The sequence below is a fragment of the uncultured Chryseobacterium sp. genome, assembly GCF_913776365.1.
Classification (GTDB): Bacteria; Bacteroidota; Bacteroidia; order Flavobacteriales; family Weeksellaceae; genus Chryseobacterium.
On sequence record NZ_CAJYMO010000176.1, the window covers coordinates 1 to 18,346 of the forward strand.

An 18,346-nucleotide genomic window follows, 5' to 3' on the forward strand; every position below is an offset into this window, starting at 1 on the left:
GGAGCGCCTGCTGTCGCCGGGTCCCAGCTTTACCGAAGTACACGGAATGATCGCCTGGTCGGAGGAAGTCGGTGATCCGTAAGTAGTCCTGCCTATTTCCAGTCCTGCTTTTACAAACGGATGATCCAGAGCTATTTTTGAGGAATTTAACCGGAATGACCTCGCCGTTAAAACCGATTTCATCTGGGACTGAATGATTTCGAAGACTTCCCTGTTGGAATATTCGTCCGTCACCCTCACATCCAGCGTGAAAGTACACGATTCCGGAACGACGTTGTGCTGGATTCCTGCATGAATGCCTGAAAGCGTCACCTTAACTTCACCCAGATAGTCGGAAACTTTGGGGAATTTAAAGTTTAAAATATGCTGCAGGTCTTCCATGCATTTTACAATGGAATTATCATTGTTCGGATGAGCGGCATGGGAAGGTGTTCCTTTCATTTCCCCGTCGATTACCAGCAGACCTTTTTCTGCAATGGCCAGATTCATCTGGGTCGGTTCTCCTACGATAGCGAGTTCTATATTCGGAAGTTGCGGGAATAAGGCTTCTATACCGTCAAAACCGGATATTTCTTCTTCAGCGGTGAGAGCGATGATCAGATTATACTGTAAATCTTCTCTGTCATAAAAGTATAAAAAAACCTGCGCCATCGAAACCAGGGAGGCTCCTGCATCATTGCTTCCCAACCCGAATAATTTCCCGTCTTTTTCAATGGGTAAAAACGGATCCAGGGTATAGGCTTTATTAGGTTTTACCGTATCGTGATGAGTATTCAGCAGAATTGAAGGCTTGAATACATCGAAATTTCTGTTCACCGCCCAGATATTGTTTTTAAAACGTTTGGTGGGGATCCCGTGCTTTTTGAAAAAGTTTTCAATTTCTACGGAGGTATTGAACTCATCCTTACTGAAGGACGGAATTTCAATCAGATTTTTCAGTAATTCTATGGCGTTGTTCAGCAATTCTTCTTTGCTATAAACAGATCTCAGTTCCTGCATGATGGTTTTCGATATGGTTTTTCAGTTGGGTTTCTTTAATTAAGAATACCTTGTTTACATTATTTCTTATGGCTCCCAGCGCATTTTCAAGCTTGGGCAGAATTCCTTTATGTAATTTCCCTGCATTTTTCAAAAGGGAAAATTCCTGTTCGGAAATATTTTTAATTAACGATTCAGGATTATTTACATCTTCCAAAACCCCTTCTTTATCAAAACAATAGACCAATTCCACATCATATTTTATGGATAAAGCCTGGGCGACCACCGAAGCAATGGTATCTGCATTGGTATTGAAAAGGTGTCCTTTTTTATCATGGGTGATCGCGGAAAACACAGGAACCAGATCAAGCTTCATCATTTTTGAGATCAGTTTTCTGTTTACCCCTTTCTCGGTAATATCGCCTACGAATCCAAAATCGATTTCCGCATCTTCCCTTTTTTTAGCCTTAATTAAATTCGCATCCGCCCCTGAAAAGCCGATGGCCTTGCATTTTTTCTGCTGAAGCCTGGCCACGATATTTTTATTGATGCCGCCGGCATAGACCATGGCCACCAGATCCAGGGTTTCTTTATCCGTAATCCGGCGCCCGTTCACCATCTTCTGCTCGATTCCAAGTTTATCCGCTAAAGTCGTAGCGAGCTTCCCGCCGCCATGAACCAGGATCTTTTTTTCCCCGATCCCCGCAAACTGTTCCAGGAATTCGTCGAGCAATTCCTCGTCGTCGATCAGTGCGCCGCCGATTTTTACGATGTATAACTTTTCTTTCATTTTTATCCTTTTTGATATGTCAAGATTTAAAATCTTGACAAAACCTGTTCATTTAAACCTCACAGGTTTTGGAAACCTATGAGGTTTTAGTTTATTTTGTATTGATTCCATCCAGAATCTCAGAAAACACGGCCTGTGCAGAAAAGATCCGGTTTTTGGCCTGCTGATAAATGATGGAATGTTCCCCGTCCATCACCTCATCACTCAGTTCCACATTTCTGCGGACCGGAAGGCAGTGCATCACCTTTGCCTCATGGGTGGCTTCCAGTTTTTCATTCGTCAGCATCCAGTTTTCTTTTACTTCGGGCATCGCCGCATAATCATCAAATGAAGACCAGTTTTTTACGTACACAAAATCGGCATCTTTCAGGGCTTCTTGCTGATCATGAATTACCGGTACGTCTTTCGTAAATTTTTTGTCCAGATCATAACCTTCCGGATTGGTGATCACGAAATCAACATTCATTTCCTGCATCCATTCTGCAAATGAGTTCCCCACGGCTTGTGCGATCGGCTTGATGTGCGGAGCCCAGGTCAGAACGACTTTCGGCTTACCTTCTTTTTTCCAGTTTTCAGTAATCGTGATACAGTCTGCAAGACTCTGCAAAGGATGGCGCGTCGCCGATTCCAATGAAATGACCGGAACTTTGGCGTGTTGTTCAAACTGACTTAAAATACTTTCATTCACGTCATCTTCCTTGTTTTTCATGCCGGCAAAACAACGCACGGCGATGATATCGCAATACTGGTTCAGCACCTCAATCGCGTCTTTGATGTGTTCCACGGTATCACCGTTCATCACGGCACCGTCAGCAAATTCAAGGTTCCAGGCTTCCTGGGCTGCATTTAGAGTAAGCACGTTCAACCCTAAATTCTGGGCCGCAATCTGGCTGCTGAGGCGCGTTCGTAAACTTGAATTCAAAAAGACCAGCCCGATGGTTTTTCCTTTTCCTTTCTCAGGTTCCGAGAGCGGATCTTCTTTTATTTGTAAAGCTTTTTTTATCATTTCCTGTAAGTTTTCAACGTCACTTACAGCGGTGAATTTTTTCATTGTAATTGATTTTAAGAGCTTTCGGTTATTGCTTTTTTTTCAACAGATTTTACGGATTGACGCATCATTTTAACACATCAGTCACATGAGAAAACTTTAATTGCTTTGAAAATATTTTAGAACATATCAGATGAAAATCAAAGATTTTCTAAAACTGATGTGGTCTGTATTGTCAAGACTGTAGCTCTAATTTTTAATGTATTGAGCTTTTGTAACTTTTGTGGTTTAAATTTTCCCATAGATTGTAAGGATTTTCACAGATGATAGTGTCACTTCGAGAGCCTCAGCCAACAAAAGGTTAGATCCAATTGAAAATCTTTGATTTTCTTCTTCTGTGATCTAAAAATATACGTATAGCTTTAAACTTAAAATCTGATGTGCCTAATGTGTTAGAAAGCTTTTGTGACTTTTGTGGTTATATTTTCCACATCATTTTAATGTGTCACAACTTCCTGCTCTTTTACCGTTAAATTTTCTAAAACCGCTTTTAAAGCTGTAACAAACAGGTCGGTTTCCTCTTTTTTGATATTCAGCGCCGGGAGAATCCTCAGCACCGTCTTATCGTTGGAATTTCCTGTAAAAATATGGTGGTCATACAATAGACTGTTCCTGACTTCAGCACAATCCCTGTCGAGTTCAATGCCGATCATCAGTCCTTTCCTCCGGATCGTTTTGATATGCGGAAAATCCTTAATCGCATCTTCAATATATGCTCCCATTTTCCGAGCATTTTCGATAAGATTTTCATCTTTCATCACATCCAGTACAGCGATCGCCGCTGCACAGGCTAAATGATTCCCTCCGAAAGTGGTTCCCAGCAGGCCATTGCTGGCTTTAAATTTCGGATGAATCATAACACCGCCGATCGGGAAACCGTTCCCCATTCCTTTCGCCGTGGTAATCACATCGGCTTCTATCCCCAACTCCTGATGGGCGAAGAAATATCCGCTTCTGCCATAGCCCGACTGTACTTCATCCAAAATCAGGACGGCATTATGTTTTTCGCATAATTCCTTGATTTTGGTTAAAAATTCAACCGTTGGAATCATAATTCCGCCTACGCCCTGAATCCCTTCGATGATGACGGATGAAATTTCATTTCCTTCTTTTTCAAAAACTTCTTCGAGCTGTCCGATGTTGTTCCATTCCGATCTAATAAATCTTTCATCGTAATTTACCGGAGCAACAATCTTCGGATTATCCGTAACGGATACTGCTGCCGAGGTTCTTCCATGGAAGGAACCCGAAAAATACAGCACTTTGCTTTTCCCGTTATGAAAAGAAGCCAGCTTTAATGCATTTTCATTGGCCTCTGCTCCCGAATTGCACAGAAAAAGGTTATACTCTTCCAGCCCGGAAAGTTTTCCCAATTTTTCGGCCAGCTCAGTCTGCAATTCATTCTGCACGGAGTTGGAATAGAAAGATATTTTGTCTAACTGCTTCTTTAACCTGCCCTGATAATGCGGATGATTATGCCCGATGGAAATTACCGCGTGACCGCCGTAAAAATCAAGATACTGCTCTCCTTTGTCGTCCCAGAGGAATGATCCCTGCGCTTTGACAGGATTGATGTTAAATAATGGATATACGTTGAATAAATTCATGCCTTAAATTATAAATGATGATTGATGATTGATAGATTCTAAGAATTCACCATTGAGTTATTGACGATTCACCTCTTAAATTATAAATGATGATTGATTGCTTCTAAAAATTCACCATTGACTTATTGACTATTCACCTCTTGGGTTATAATTGATAAGTGATGATTGATGATTGATAAGTGATAGATTCTAAAAATTCACCATTAACCTATTGACCATTAACTTTCTGTCCATTCAGCTTAAAAAGCTACCGGCTTCAGGTTCAGTCCCAGGTTTTCTTCCCAGCCCATCGCGATATTCATGTTTTGTACCGCCTGCCCGGAAGCGCCTTTCAATAGATTGTCAATCGCTGAGTGAATGACGGTCACATTCCCACATCTTTCAATCTGAATCACACAGCGATTGGTATTGACCACCTGTTTTAAATCAATGGCTTTTTCACTTACCGTTACGAAAGCCTCCTCTGCATAAAAATCCCTGAACCACTGCTCGATATCTGATAATGCCGCCTCTGTTTTTATCGTAGAGCTCGTAAAAATTCCTCTTGCAAAATCCCCTCTCCACGGAACAAAATTCAGGCTGACTTCATCTGAGTTCAACGTAACCAGCTGTTGCAAAATTTCATCCACATGCTGATGCGTCAGTGTTTTATAAGCTGAAATATTATCGTTCCTCCAGGTAAAATGCGTGGTTGCCTGTAAAGATTGTCCGGCACCTGTGGAACCCGTAATTCCGGTGGTGTAAACATCATTAAGCAATCCTTTATCCGCTAAAGGAAGCAAAGCCAGCTGAATGGCGGTGGCAAAACATCCCGGATTGGCAATACTTTTAGCTCCTGAAAGCTGTTTTTTATGAATTTCGGGCAATCCGTAGATAAAATTCCGGTCTCCGAAATTCCCGTCCAACCGGAAATCATTTCCAAGATCAATCACCAATGTTTCTTCTTTGATCTTATTCTGCGCCAGCCAGTTCCGGCTTTCTTTGTGAGGAAGGCACAGGAATACAATATCAGTATCCTGCGGCTGATCGGTCAGCACCATATCGCAAACGGTTTCCAGGTCCGGGTACAGATCTGAAATCTTAATTCCCGGATTGGAACGGCTGTATAAAAAGCTCAGCGAAATGTTCGGATGAAAAGCCAGAATGCGGATCAGTTCGCTGCCGGTATATCCGTTCGCTCCTATAATTCCTACCGTCTTCATAGAGTTGAATTGATATTTTTAAAAAATGTAAACATACTTAAAGGGTAAAAACTTAAAGCCAATAGCCAGCAGCAATCAGCCATTCGCCTTATTGATCTGATGGTATATATTCAATGAATTGCTCAGGATTTTCGTGTAGCCTTTTACATCATCGCCTGTCCAGGCCCTGTTCGCTTCCCCATAACTTCCGAATTTGTCGGACATCAGATCGTGAACGGATTCAATCCCGTTTAAAATAAAACGGTACGGATGAAGGGTTACGAAGACTTTACCGCTGACCGTTTTCTGGGAATCCGTAAGGAAAGATTCGATATTTCTCATCACCGGATCCAGGAAAAGCGCTTCGTGAAGCCAGTTCCCGTACCAATCGGACAGCTGAGACTTTATCGTCTGCTGGTATTTTGAAAGCGTATGTTTTTCCAGTAAATGATGCGCTTTGATGATCACGGAGGCTGCCGCCGCTTCAAATCCTACCCTGCCTTTAATGCCTACAATAGTATCCCCGACGTGGATATCACGGCCGATTCCGTAAGCAGATGCCAGCTGCTCAATCTTCTGAATTGCATACACCGGATGCTCAAAATATTCTCCGTTTACTGCGGTAATTTCCCCATGGGTAAACTCGATTTCCAGTCCGGAAGGCCGGGTTTCTTTAATTTGTGATGGAAACGCTTCTTCAGGAAGATAATTTCTTGAAGTCAGGGTTTCTTTTCCGCCCACCGAAGTTCCCCATAGCCCTTTATTTACGGAATACTGCGCTTTCTGGAATTCCTTATCATAGCCGTGGCTTTTGAGGAATTCAATTTCTTCTTCACGGGACAAAGCCATATCACGGATCGGCGTAATGATTTCCACTTCCGGGCACATCACCTGGAAAATCAGGTCAAAGCGGACCTGGTCGTTTCCTGCTCCGGTACTTCCGTGCGCAATGGCATCCGCACCGGTTTTAATCGCATACTTAGCAATTTCCTGCGCCTGGATGGTGCGTTCCGCACTTACAGACAGAGGATAGGTATTGTTTTTCAGCACATTCCCGAAAATCAGATATTTTACACAAGACTGATAATAATCTTTCTGAGCGTCTATGCACCTGTACTCTTTTACGCCAAGGTTCAACGCCCTATTCTCCAGTTCTTTTTCCTCTTCTTCCGTAAAACCTCCGGTGTTCACCGTTACGGCATACACCTCATACCCCAATGTTTCACTGAGGTATTTAGCACAGTACGAGGTATCGAGACCTCCGCTAAACGCTAAAACTACTTTCTTGCTCATTATTGTATCGATTATCCGGCTGACTGTTTTCAGCACTGTTCTTTTTTGCATTTTCAGGAACGAAAAGCATTGCCGTACACAGGCAGTTCTTCCGTTCTTTTTTCATCAGAATATCGTAATTCACGCAGCTTTTGCAGCCGTTCCAGAATTCTTCGTCCTGTGTGAGTTCGGAATAGATGACAGGTTTGTAACCCAGGTCGCTGTTGATCTTCATCACCGCCAATCCGGTGGTTAATCCGAAAATTTTAGCTTCCGGATACTTATTCCGGGATAAAGCGAATACTTTATCCTTAATCAGGGTAGCGACTCCCAGATGCCTGAAATCCGGAGAAACAATAAGTCCCGAATTGGCTACAAACTGACCGTGAGACCAGGTTTCAATATAGCAGAACCCGACCCACTTACCGTTATCCGTAGCCACTACCGCATTGCCTTCAGTAATTTTTTTACTGAGATATTCAATTGATCGCTTTGCTATTCCTGTTCCTCTGCGCTGTGCAGAATCATACATTTCCTGCTGTATTTCATTCACATACATCAGATGAATGGATGAAGAAACCTCTATTTCCATTTATTTATCTGAAATTTTTGACAAATTTAAAATATAATTACTTTAAAAACCAAATTATAAAGATAATTTTTAGCTTAAAATATTATTAAAAAGTTAATTTATCTTTACAGTAAATTAACATATTGCTAGATTATTATATATTTGCTAAAAAGATATAGATCATGGAGAAAAGCTGCCCCAAATGCGGAAACACCAATGTTGTCAAGAGCGGAATCATCAATGAAAAACAACGTTTCCACTGCAAGCACTGCAATTATTACTTTACCGTAAGGAAACTCGGGAAACAGATTGACGACTATTATGTTACCAAGGCACTTCAGCTCTATCTCGAAGGCTTAAGCTATCGTGAAATAGAACGTATCCTGGGCGTCTCGCATGTTACCGTAAGCTCCTGGATCAGGAAGTACAACATCACCCGGCCGCCCCATTCCGAATTCCACCCGGTCTATAAGATCCTCAAACAGAATGAACTTATCGAATACATGTCGAAAGAGGAAAACATCAAAAACTCAGGACTCATCATTACCCAGTTTGCGGATAAATACATGCTGATCAAGTGGGAAAGGTTTAAGAAATAAGCTAAGAGTTGTGAGTTATAAGTTATTAATGATGAATTATGAGTCATGAACCTTAGATACTTATATTATAACTCATAATTAACAACCTATAACTATATCCTTAGCATTAGTATATATTAAATTTTCATAACTAAATTATTAATTCCAATTTGGCTTTCACAAAAAAGAACGCCAAAAAATAATAATTTATGAAGAAAATACTCATTTGTATAGGATTGGCTTTAACGGGCGGTTCATTATATGCACAAGGTTCTCCGGATTATGGCAGCGGACTCAAGCTCAATATTAATCAGCAGGGTGATAAGTATGTCCGGTTTATATTATGGGATCAGTTCTGGCTGAGGAACACCCAGATGAATCCCGGAAGCATGGTGGGCGGAGAACCAACAGACCATTCCTGGAGCCTCGGAAACCGCAGGCTGAGAGCCCTTGCCTATGCCCAGATTTCAAAACGATACATGATCCTTCTTCATTTCGGGATCAACAACCAGACCTTTATCAATGGCGGGGCACCCGGAACAACCGGGACAGGAGGAAACGGCAACGGAAAAAAAACCCAGCTGTTTTTTCATGATGCATGGAATGAATATGCCGTGTTACTGCCCGGAGAAGCCGGAAAATTCAGCTTATCCTTAGGAGCCGGACTTCATTATTATATGGGGCTTTCCCGGATGACAATGGCATCCACACTTAATTTCCTTACGCTGGATTCCCCTGTTTTCAGCTGGCCCCTAATCGATAATTCCGACCAGTTTGCCCGCCAGCTCGGCATGTTCGCCAAAGGGAAATACGGGAAACTGGAGTACCGGTTCAGCCTTAACAAACCTTTTGCCACCGACCTGACTCCGATAAATGTTACCGATCCTGCACGGGCAATAGCGGTAGACAACAACGGAAATCCAAGTTTTTCAAAGGCAGGTTACGTGGAGTACCAGTTTCTGGACGAAGAATCCAACACCCTCCCGTTTAAAGTAGGTTCTTATCTCGGGACAAAAAAGGTATTTAATGTGGGTGCCGGATTTTACCATCAGGCAGATGGAACCCGGACCTCCGTTAATTCAGCTGTTGAAAAACACGATATTACCCTTCTGGCTGTAGATGCCTTCGCTGATATCCCGCTTGGGAATGCCAAAAATAAAATGGCCGTTTCGGCCTACGCCGGATATTATAATTACCAGTTCGGCCCCAATTACCTCAGGAACCTGGGAACAATGAACATCGCCGCTACCGATCCTAATTTTACCGGCCAGAAAGCCATTGCCGGTCCGGGAAATCTTCAGCCCACCATCGGTACCGGAAACGTAATTTATGCACAGGCCGGAGTCTTGCTGCCGAGCCAGGCAGAAAAACCGAAAATCAGGATACAGCCTTTTGCCGCCTATACCCACAAAAGTTTTGAAGCTTTAGATAAATCATCCTCCCAGTTTGATATCGGAGCAAACTGGTTCCTTGACGGGCACCATGCAAAAATTACCACACAGTATTCCACCCGGCCGGTGTACACCAACCCGACGGAAAGCCCGACTTCCAAAGGCGAATTCATCGTCCAGTTCCAGATCTACCTGTAATACAACAGGATGGGAATCTATTTAAATTATCAACCAACTAAAATCAAGCAATATGAGCGAAAAGCACTATGAAAGCTACGAGAATATGACGGACCGGCAGAAAAACCGCACCATCTGGAGCGTAATCACCGCTTCCTCCCTCGGCACCCTGATCGAATGGTATGACTTTTATATCTTCGGCAGCCTTGCGGTAGTACTGGCTACCAAATTCTTTCCGGCAGATAATCCTACCGCTGCCTTTTTATCCACCCTTGCCACTTTTGCAGCGGGATTTGTAGTACGGCCATTCGGAGCCTTGTTTTTCGGACGGCTGGGAGACCTCATCGGAAGAAAATACACCTTCCTGGTCACTCTGCTCATCATGGGCTTTTCCACCTTCCTGATCGGCTGCATCCCGAGCTATGAAACCATCGGGTTCATGGCCCCGGTCCTGGTCCTGATTCTGAGATTATTGCAGGGACTGGCCTTGGGAGGCGAATACGGCGGTGCCGCTACCTATGTGGCTGAATATGCACAGCCGCACCGGCGAGGCTACTGGACATCATGGATACAAACTACCGCTACAGCCGGGCTGTTTATCTCCCTGATCGTTATCCTCATTACGAAAACCACGCTTTCTGCAGAAGAATTTGATGGCTGGGGCTGGAGAATCCCGTTCTGGATTTCAATTCTCATGGTAGGCGTTTCCTATATCATCAGGAAAAACATGAAGGAATCTCCGCTGTTTGCCAAAGCTAAAAGTGAAGGGAAAACCTCTAAAAATCCGTTAAAGGAAAGTTTTGGGAACAAATTCAATTTTAAATTTGTCCTGCTGGCACTCTTCGGGGCAGCGATGGGACAAGGGGTGATCTGGTATACAGGACAGTTTTACGCAATGAGCTTCCTTCAGAAGGTAATGAATGTAGAATCTGCGCAGGTAGATTCGCTGATGGCCATTGCCCTGCTGATGGGAACCCCGTTTTTCGTATTCTTCGGATGGCTTTCCGATAAGATCGGAAGAAAAGCAGTGATGATGACCGGGATGCTGATTGCGATCCTCGCCTACCGCCCGATTTACGATGCGATGTACAAGAGTGTAAGCGTGGAGAATAAAACCGTGGAAACCAACGGCATTACGGAAGAGAGAACGGTAAAAGTACATGATAAAATAGCGACGGACAGCCTGATTACCTTTCACAGGGAAACGCTTTATACCGACGGTACTTTAATCAAGAAAGACAGCGTTGCCCACTGGTCTCCGGCCGGTCCGGTCATGAAGGACGGGAAAGCGGAAGAGCCTAAGATTACCCAGTCGGTAAAACTCACTTCCGAAACCAAATGGTACCTGATCTTCTTGGTATTTATCCAGGTCATCTTTGTGACGATGGTATACGGACCGATTGCAGCCTTCCTGGTGGAGATGTTCCCGGTGCGGATCCGCTACACGTCGATGTCCCTGCCTTACCATATCGGAAACGGAGTATTCGGCGGACTTCTTCCTGCCGTAGCCACTTACCTGGTGACAACGGGCAAAGAGGCCGGTCATGCCAGCTGGTACCTAGAAGGCCTCTGGTATCCGATCGGGGTTGCCACCGTCTGCCTGGTTATCGGATTGTTTTACCTGAAAAGAAAGAACAACAATATTCACGAATAACTGCCGTACCAATCAAACTTTTTATTAATTTTAAATGTATTAAAATGAACGGACTCAAAAAAATATTAGGCATCCTCTGGATCGCAGTGGCGCTGGTTGTGGGATATTTCGGAATTACCGTACTGGGAATCCCTAAAATCACCTCAGGAAAACAGGAAGACCTGGTGTTCGGGATCATCATCCTGTTTGTACTGATGCCGATCATCTCGGGCGGACTGGGAATTTTCGGCTATTATGCCTTAACAGGCGAATATGACGACGATAAAAATTAAGGTATAAACAATGAATGATAATTGATCCATGACCGATTCACTTCTGTCATAAGATCGATTATCATTCATTTATAATATGTCATCAAAAGAGTTTATCAAAAATAAACGGTGAATTACCCTGAATGGAGACTCATTCATCGTTTATCAATCATCAATTATGAAAAAAAGACACGAACAGAAACTGATTTTGCTGAGCATCGGACTGATGGTCGCTTTCAGCATTCCGGTTTCCCTGCTTTTCAACAGTGAGCAGGAAGTACTCGGATACCCCCTGCTGCTGGTCTATCTGTTTGCTGTATGGACAGCCTCCATCGTCATCGCTTTTGTAATCGTAAAAAGATATGAGTAGTTTTGCGCTGTTCTCTGTAGTCTTGCTGTATCTGGCCCTTTTGTTCTTCGTTGCCTACCTGGCAGAGAAGAAGAAGAGCAAGCTCTGGATCAACAATCCGTACATGTATGCGCTTTCCCTCGCTGTATATTGTACGGCCTGGACGTATTACGGAAGCATCGGCGTTGCTGCCACCAGCGGGCTCAATTATCTTACGATCTACGTAGGGCCCATCATCGTAATTCCGGCCTGGATCTACATCAACACCAGGATCGTCAGGATTTCCAGAATCAACAAAATCAGCAGCCTGGCCGATTTCATTTCCCTCAGGTACGGCAACAGCAGAAGCCTCAGCGCCATCATCACGCTGGTCTGCCTATTTGCTATCATTCCATACATCGGTCTGCAGATCAAAGCCATCTCCGAAACCTTTCACCTGGTAACGGAAACTCCTGTCGCAAAGAACCTCCTTACCGACACGGCAACTTTTGTGGTAGTGCTGATTGCAGTTTTTGCTTCCTATTATGGAACAAGATATGTAGACGCTTCCGAAAAGCGGCTGGGAATCGTGTCCGCCATTGCGCTGGAAAGTTTTTTAAAACTCTTTTTCATCATTGTCCTGGGAGTCTTCGTTATTTATTTCGCTTTTGACGGATTTTCAGATATCTATAATAAAGCCAGCCGCTTCAGCGATTTCAAGGCTAAAAACACCTTCAACGGAGTGGAAGGCGCCCTGAACTGGATGATTCTCTGCATGATCTCCGGGACTGCCATCTGCCTGCTGCCGAGACAGTTTCATACCGCCATCATCGAGAACAGACAGGAAAAGCATATCAGGACAGCCATCTGGTTTTTCCCGCTGTATCTGCTGATTTTCACCCTCTTCATTTTTCCGATTGCGTGGGCCGGCAGACTGATCTTTGAGGGCCGTCAAGTCAATCCTGAGTTTTACTCGATCCTCATTCCGCAGCATTTCCATAATACGGTCGTTACGGTGCTGGTCTTTCTGGGCGGACTGAGCTCCAGTATTTCTATGATGATTATTTCGGCGATCACGCTTTCCATCATGCTTTCGAACAACCTGATCATTCCGTACGGTCTGCTCGGCAAGTTCAAGGCGGAAGACGAGGCTAATAACACACGCACCATTACACGGATCAGGAAATTCAGCATTTTCGGACTCATTATCATGGCTTTTGCTTTTTATAAATATTTTATCCTGAAAACATCGCTGGATTCTGTCGGGCTTATTTCTTTCGTTATCATTGCCCAGCTTGCCCCCGCTTATTTCGGAGCTATTTTCTGGAGAAGGGGAAGTTACAAAGGGGTTGTTGCAGGGCTGCTTGCCGGACTGGCCATCTGCTATTTCGGACTGATTATTCCGCAATACTATTTCTCTTACAACCAGGAATTCAAAGGCGTCCTGAGAAATATGTACGATGCCTTCAGCTTTTTTGATATTTCTTACCTGGGCAGGATCCCGGAGATTTTTTTCTGGTCACTGCTGGTCAATACCGGGCTTTTTGCTGTCATTTCCGTGAGCAAAAGAGGCGATTACCGCGAGCGGAATTTTGCGGAACTCTACGTGGACATTGATAAATACATACAGAACCATGAAAACGCCTTTATCTGGCGCGGGACCGCCTACGTTTCAGATATCCGGAACATCCTGGTCCGGTTTTTAGGCCAGAAGAAAACCGAACAGGCGATGCGGATCTTTAACCTGAAATACAACATCGATTCGGAAGCGGAAACTGCCGATTCCCGGTTCATCAAGTTTTCGGAAAACCTGCTTGCAGGAAGGATCGGGACCGCCTCAGCAAAAATCCTTATCGAGGGAGTGACCAAAGAGGACAAAATTTCCCTGAAGGAAGTACTGAACATCCTCGAGGAATCAAAAGAAAATATTACCCTGAACAAAAAACTAACGGAACAGTCCCAGGAGCTCAAAAAACTTTCCGATGACCTGAAAAATGCCAATGAAAACCTGATGATCAAAGACCGCCAGAAAGATGACTTCCTGGATTCCGTTGCCCATGAGCTGAGGACACCGATCACCGCCATCCGCTCCGCGGGGGAGATCCTGGCAGATGACGATGATATTCCCCCGGAAATAAAAAGGGAATTTCTAAACAACATCATTACGGAATCGGACCGGCTGAGCGAAATCATCAACGATATCCTGTACCTGGACAAATTAGAACATGGGGAAATTGCCCTGAACCTGGCGCAAAACAATATTCTGGAAACCTATAAAAAGGCACTGAACCCGCTGCTGCACCTTATTCATCAGAAAAAAATCCACATCAGTGAGGTCAATCTCCTGAATCATTTTATCTTTGAATATGATGAAGCACGGATGATCCAGCTATTCCAGAATATTCTGGGCAATGCTTTGAAGTTCGCCGATGAGCAGGGCACCATCCAGACCAAATTTTCCCACAGGGAAAAAGAACTGGTCATCAGTATTTTCAATACCGGAAAACTGATTCCGGAAGGAGACCTTAACCTGATCTTCGGCAAATTTTACCAGTCGAAGAACCAGAATCTCCTGAAGCAGGCAGGAAGCGGGCTGGGCCTGGCCATCTGTAAAAAGATCATCCACAACCATGGTGGTGAAATCAAGGCAGAAAACAGCGGGCTGGGGGTTACCTTCACTGTATCTCTGCCCGCACAGTAAAAAGAGTAAGAAAGAACATGAAGTTGAACGATAAGAAAGTAGTATGAAAAAGATCATTATTGCAGATGACGAACACAAAATATTAATGTCCCTGGAGTATAGCTTCAGAAAAAACGGCTATGACGTATACATCGCGAGAGACGGAACGGAAGTCCTCGAATTCCTGAAAACCATGGTTCCGGACGTCATCCTCCTGGATATCATGATGCCGAACCTGGACGGATACAGCACCCTGGAAATCATCAGGAAAGAAGAAGCGCTAAAAGACACGAAAGTGATTTTCCTGAGTGCCAAAAACAACCCGAAAGATATTGAAAAAGGACTGGAAATGGGCGCCGATGCGTATGTAACAAAGCCTTATTCGATCAAAAAGCTGATGCAGCAGATTGAGGAGCTGGCGGGAAGGAAGGATGAATGATGGTTGATGGTTGATAGTTGATTGTAAAATAGCAGATCATAGATAGTTGATAGTTGATTGTAAAAGGGCAGGTTGTTGATGGGATAACTGAAGATGGTATTGCCGGAATTAAATTTAACGGAAAAGCGTATGACGAACATGGAAGATTTATTTAAAAGGAGCATCGAAGACAAAGAAGGATTCTGGAAGGAACAGGCCGGTAAAATAAGCTGGTTTGCATTTCCGGAACAGATTCTTTCCAGGGATGAAAACAGGTATGCCCAATGGTTTCCCGACGGAGAACTGAACATGTGCTACCTCTGCATCGATAAACACATTGAAGACGGTTTCGGGGAACAGGTCGCCATCATCTATGATTCTCCGGTCACCGCCCGGAAGAAGACCTATACTTTTAACCAGGCTAAAGAGGAAATTTCAAGGCTGGCCGGCGGACTGGTTTCCCTGGGACTGCAGAAAGGTGATACGGCTGTGATTTACATGCCGATGATTCCCCAGACTTTATTTGCCATGCTGGCCTGCGCCAGAATCGGCGTGATCCACAATGTGGTTTTTGGCGGGTTCGCACCGAATGAACTGGTGGTACGGATCGATGACTGCAAGCCGAAAGCCCTGATTACCGCAACGGCAGGCATCGAAATCGCCAAAAGAATCCCTTATCTGCCGCTGGTAGAAAAAGCCATTGAGCTGGCCCAGGACAAAGTAGAAAATATTATTGTGTACAACAGGAAATTAGCCGACAATCAGCATGAAATGTTTGAAGGGCTGATCGATTATGAAACATTGGTTCAGCAATCGGAGCCGGCAGACTGTGTACCCGTAGAATCCACTCACCCACTTTACTTACTGTATACTTCCGGAACCACAGGAAAACCCAAAGGAATCACCCGTGATACGGGAGGCTATGCCACCGCATTGAAATTTTCCATGAACAACATTTACGGCGTAGAACCGGGAGAAACCTATTGGGCGGCCTCCGATTTCGGCTGGGCAGTCGGCCACAGCTTTTCCGTCTACGGACCGCTGATCAACAGGAACACGACGGTTATTTTCGAAGGAAAACCGGTGATGACACCAGATGCAGGCACATTCTGGAGAATCATTTCAGAATATAAAGTTTCGGTGATGTTCACCGCTCCTACCGCCATCCGCGCCATCAAAAAAGAAGATCCCGACGGTGAGCTGGTGAAGAAATACGATTTAACCCATTTTAAAAAACAGTTCCTTGCGGGCGAAAGATGCGATGTGGCAACCCTGGACTGGTTTGAAAAGCACATCGGCGTTCCGGCCATCGACCACTGGTGGCAGACAGAATCGGGGTGGCCGATGCTCGGCTTACTGACCGCTGACGATACCTATAAAATCAAAAGAGCTTCTGCCGGAAAACCGGTTCCGGGTTATGATATCAAAATCTTTGATGAAAACGGGCTTGAGCTGGATGCCCATCAGGAAGGTTACCTGATCATTAAACTTCCGCTTCCACCAGGCGCATTATTGGGCATCTGGAATGATAACGAACGTTTCCGGAGCAGTTACCTGTCGCAGTATGAAGGCTATTATTTCTCAGGAGACGGCGCCATCAGGGACGAAGACGGATATATCTTCATCACCGGAAGGGTGGATGACGTCATCAATGTGGCCGGCCACCGTCTCTCGACTTCCGAAATGGAGGAAATCGTTTCGTCCCATCCCGATGTGGCCGAATGTGCCGTTGTCGGGATCGATGACGAACTGAAAGGCCAGGTTCCTTTTGCAACTGTGGTCGTCAAAAACGGTTCCGCCATTCAGGATAAAACCCTAGAAAAGGAGATCGTACAGATGGTCCGGGAAAAAATCGGCGCAGTGGCATGTCTCAAGAATGTGATGACCGTTACAAGGCTGCCGAAAACACGTTCCGGAAAAATCCTGAGGAAACTGATCAGGACAATGATGGACGGGAAAGAATTCCAGGTTCCTTCAACGATCGACGACGAAAAAATCATCGAAGAGATCCAGCTGAAAATCACAGATTATAAGGCATCTCCAAGAAATTAAACCTAAATTTAAATCATACAAGTAAAATAAACTAAAAAGATATGAGAAACTACCTGATAGAAGATTTACCGCATTATTTTGAGGAATATAAAAATTCCATCAAGAACCCTAAAAAATTCTGGGATAAAATAGCCGACCAAAATTTCGTCTGGTACCAGCGATGGAGCAAAGTGGTAAAATATGACATGAACGAAGCCAAAATCACCTGGTTTAAAAATGCCAAACTGAACATCACCAAAAACTGCCTGGACCGCCATCTTTCCGTAAGGGGCGAGAAAACCGCCATCATCTGGGAACCGAATGATCCGAAAGAAGAGGCGCAGCACATTTCCTATAACGAACTCTATACGAGAGTGAACAAAACAGCCAATGTTCTCCGTGATATGGGCATTGAAAAAGGTGACCGGGTCTGCATCTATCTTCCGATGATTCCTGAATTGGCCGTTACCATGCTCGCCTGTGCCAAATTGGGAGCGGTGCATTCCGTTATTTTTGCGGGATTTTCCGCATCAGCCGTTTCTTCAAGGGTCAATGACTGCGGCGCGAAAATGGTCATCACCTCCGACGGAAGCTACCGGGGCAGTAAAGTACTGGATTTGAAAAGCATTGTGGATGAAGCATTGGAAAAAACACCGAGCGTGGAAAAAGTACTGGTCGTAAAAAGGACGAAAAATGAAGTCAAAATCAAGGAAGGCAGGGATTTCTGGATGGAAGACCTTTATGAAAAAGCATCGCCGGATTTCGTAACCATGATCATGGATGCCGAAGATCCGCTTTTCATTCTCTATACTTCCGGCTCAACCGGGAAGCCGAAGGGAATGCTCCATACCTGTGCCGGATATATGGTGTATACGGCTTATACTTTTAAAAATGTCTTCAATTATAAAGAAAATGACATCTACTGGTGTACGGCAGACATCGGATGGATCACCGGCCACTCCTACATCCTGTACGGGCCACTGCTGAACGGTGCCACTACCGTTATCTTTGAAGGGGTTCCCACCTATCCTGAACCGGACCGCTTCTGGGAAGTGATTGAAAAACATAAAGTGACGCAGTTTTATACCGCCCCTACCGCCATCCGTTCCCTTGCGAAGGAAAGCTCGGAATGGGTAGACAAGCATGACCTCAGCACCCTGAAAGTCATCGGATCCGTTGGGGAACCGATCAACGACGAGGCCTGGCACTGGTTCAATGACCATGTCGGAAGAAAAAAATGTCCTGTTGTCGACACCTGGTGGCAAACCGAGACCGGCGGAATCATGATCTCCCCGCTTCCTTTTGTTACGCCTACGAAACCCACCTACGCCACCCTGCCGCTGCCGGGAATACAGCCCGTTCTGATGGATGACAAACGCAACGAGATCATG

At 44.6% G+C, this 18,346-nt stretch carries 16 protein-coding genes; 9 read left to right on the forward strand and 7 right to left on the reverse strand.

Going from position 1 to position 18,346, the window contains the following annotated elements; genetic code table 11:
* The 7 genes from QZ735_RS08950 to QZ735_RS08980 form a co-directional block, all read right to left on the reverse strand.
* Positions 1-999 (reverse strand): M20 family metallo-hydrolase (locus QZ735_RS08950; RefSeq protein ID WP_294247122.1); only part of this gene is annotated, 999 nt, incomplete at its 3' end.
* Entirely contained in the window at positions 974-1,768 is a 795-nt protein-coding gene (gene argB / locus QZ735_RS08955) for an acetylglutamate kinase (protein WP_294247125.1), read from the reverse strand. The genes argB and QZ735_RS08950, both read right to left, overlap by 26 nt.
* Before the next feature lie 91 nt (positions 1,769-1,859).
* Entirely contained in the window at positions 1,860-2,819 is a 960-nt protein-coding gene (locus QZ735_RS08960) for an acetylornithine carbamoyltransferase (RefSeq protein ID WP_294247127.1), read from the reverse strand.
* Between the two features lie 434 nt (positions 2,820-3,253).
* The gene (locus QZ735_RS08965; protein WP_294247130.1) at positions 3,254-4,423 is read right to left on the reverse strand and encodes an aminotransferase class III-fold pyridoxal phosphate-dependent enzyme; all 1,170 of its coding nucleotides are present in this window, start codon (positions 4,421-4,423) and stop codon (positions 3,254-3,256) included.
* A 239-nt stretch (positions 4,424-4,662) separates the two neighbouring features.
* On the reverse strand, positions 4,663-5,625 hold the full coding sequence (gene argC, locus QZ735_RS08970) for an N-acetyl-gamma-glutamyl-phosphate reductase (protein ID WP_294247132.1): 963 nt from the start codon (positions 5,623-5,625) through the stop codon (positions 4,663-4,665).
* 75 nt (positions 5,626-5,700) lie between these two features.
* Complete coding sequence (locus QZ735_RS08975; RefSeq protein WP_294247133.1) at positions 5,701-6,897, reverse strand: argininosuccinate synthase domain-containing protein; 1,197 nt, start codon at positions 6,895-6,897, stop codon at positions 5,701-5,703.
* Positions 6,869-7,468, reverse strand: coding sequence for a GNAT family N-acetyltransferase (locus QZ735_RS08980; protein WP_294247136.1), 600 nt, complete (start codon positions 7,466-7,468; stop codon positions 6,869-6,871). Before QZ735_RS08980 ends, QZ735_RS08975 begins: the two co-directional genes overlap by 29 nt.
* Positions 7,469-7,629: 161 nt before the next feature.
* On the opposite strand from QZ735_RS08980, the gene QZ735_RS08985 reads away from it, so the two are divergent.
* The 9 genes from QZ735_RS08985 to QZ735_RS09025 all read left to right on the forward strand — a co-directional run.
* Positions 7,630-8,046: a helix-turn-helix domain-containing protein gene (locus QZ735_RS08985; protein ID WP_294247138.1), complete on the forward strand. Its 417-nt coding sequence runs from the start codon at positions 7,630-7,632 to the stop codon at positions 8,044-8,046.
* 188 nt (positions 8,047-8,234) lie between these two features.
* Positions 8,235-9,614 (forward strand): porin, encoded by a 1,380-nt coding sequence (locus QZ735_RS08990; protein WP_294247140.1) that lies wholly within the window; start codon positions 8,235-8,237, stop codon positions 9,612-9,614.
* A gap of 52 nt (positions 9,615-9,666) precedes the next feature.
* The gene (locus QZ735_RS08995) at positions 9,667-11,247 is read left to right on the forward strand and encodes an MFS transporter (RefSeq protein WP_294247142.1); all 1,581 of its coding nucleotides are present in this window, start codon (positions 9,667-9,669) and stop codon (positions 11,245-11,247) included.
* A gap of 44 nt (positions 11,248-11,291) precedes the next feature.
* Positions 11,292-11,519 (forward strand): DUF6814 family protein, encoded by a 228-nt coding sequence (locus QZ735_RS09000; RefSeq protein ID WP_294247146.1) that lies wholly within the window; start codon positions 11,292-11,294, stop codon positions 11,517-11,519.
* Between the two features lie 157 nt (positions 11,520-11,676).
* Positions 11,677-11,868, forward strand: coding sequence for a hypothetical protein (locus QZ735_RS09005; RefSeq protein WP_294247149.1), 192 nt, complete (start codon positions 11,677-11,679; stop codon positions 11,866-11,868).
* Positions 11,861-14,527 (forward strand): ATP-binding protein, encoded by a 2,667-nt coding sequence (locus QZ735_RS09010; RefSeq protein ID WP_294247151.1) that lies wholly within the window; start codon positions 11,861-11,863, stop codon positions 14,525-14,527. The genes QZ735_RS09005 and QZ735_RS09010 overlap by 8 nt, the downstream gene beginning before the upstream one ends.
* Before the next feature lie 43 nt (positions 14,528-14,570).
* Positions 14,571-14,945 (forward strand): response regulator, encoded by a 375-nt coding sequence (locus QZ735_RS09015; protein WP_294247153.1) that lies wholly within the window; start codon positions 14,571-14,573, stop codon positions 14,943-14,945.
* Positions 14,946-15,083: 138 nt separating this feature from the next.
* Complete coding sequence (locus tag QZ735_RS09020) at positions 15,084-16,976, forward strand: AMP-binding protein (RefSeq protein ID WP_294247155.1); 1,893 nt, start codon at positions 15,084-15,086, stop codon at positions 16,974-16,976.
* Positions 16,977-17,017: 41 nt separating this feature from the next.
* Positions 17,018-18,346 (forward strand): acetate--CoA ligase (locus QZ735_RS09025; protein WP_294247157.1); only part of this gene is annotated, 1,329 nt, incomplete at its 3' end.

Excerpts from the sequence above, each read along its gene's own strand:
- argB (WP_294247125.1), bottom strand. The coding sequence starts at position 1,768 with ATGAAAGAAAAGTTATACATCGTAAAAATCGGCGGCGCACTGATCGAC.
- QZ735_RS08960 (WP_294247127.1), bottom strand. The coding sequence starts at position 2,819 with ATGAAAAAATTCACCGCTGTAAGTGACGTTGAAAACTTACAGGAAATG.
- QZ735_RS08965 (WP_294247130.1), bottom strand. The coding sequence starts at position 4,423 with ATGAATTTATTCAACGTATATCCATTATTTAACATCAATCCTGTCAAA.
- argC (WP_294247132.1), bottom strand. The coding sequence starts at position 5,625 with ATGAAGACGGTAGGAATTATAGGAGCGAACGGATATACCGGCAGCGAA.
- QZ735_RS08975 (WP_294247133.1), bottom strand. The coding sequence starts at position 6,897 with ATGAGCAAGAAAGTAGTTTTAGCGTTTAGCGGAGGTCTCGATACCTCG.
- QZ735_RS08980 (WP_294247136.1), bottom strand. The coding sequence starts at position 7,468 with ATGGAAATAGAGGTTTCTTCATCCATTCATCTGATGTATGTGAATGAA.
- QZ735_RS08985 (WP_294247138.1), top strand. The coding sequence starts at position 7,630 with ATGGAGAAAAGCTGCCCCAAATGCGGAAACACCAATGTTGTCAAGAGC.
- QZ735_RS08990 (WP_294247140.1), top strand. The coding sequence starts at position 8,235 with ATGAAGAAAATACTCATTTGTATAGGATTGGCTTTAACGGGCGGTTCA.
- QZ735_RS08995 (WP_294247142.1), top strand. The coding sequence starts at position 9,667 with ATGAGCGAAAAGCACTATGAAAGCTACGAGAATATGACGGACCGGCAG.
- QZ735_RS09000 (WP_294247146.1), top strand. The coding sequence starts at position 11,292 with ATGAACGGACTCAAAAAAATATTAGGCATCCTCTGGATCGCAGTGGCG.
- QZ735_RS09005 (WP_294247149.1), top strand. The coding sequence starts at position 11,677 with ATGAAAAAAAGACACGAACAGAAACTGATTTTGCTGAGCATCGGACTG.
- QZ735_RS09010 (WP_294247151.1), top strand. The coding sequence starts at position 11,861 with ATGAGTAGTTTTGCGCTGTTCTCTGTAGTCTTGCTGTATCTGGCCCTT.
- QZ735_RS09015 (WP_294247153.1), top strand. The coding sequence starts at position 14,571 with ATGAAAAAGATCATTATTGCAGATGACGAACACAAAATATTAATGTCC.
- QZ735_RS09020 (WP_294247155.1), top strand. The coding sequence starts at position 15,084 with ATGGAAGATTTATTTAAAAGGAGCATCGAAGACAAAGAAGGATTCTGG.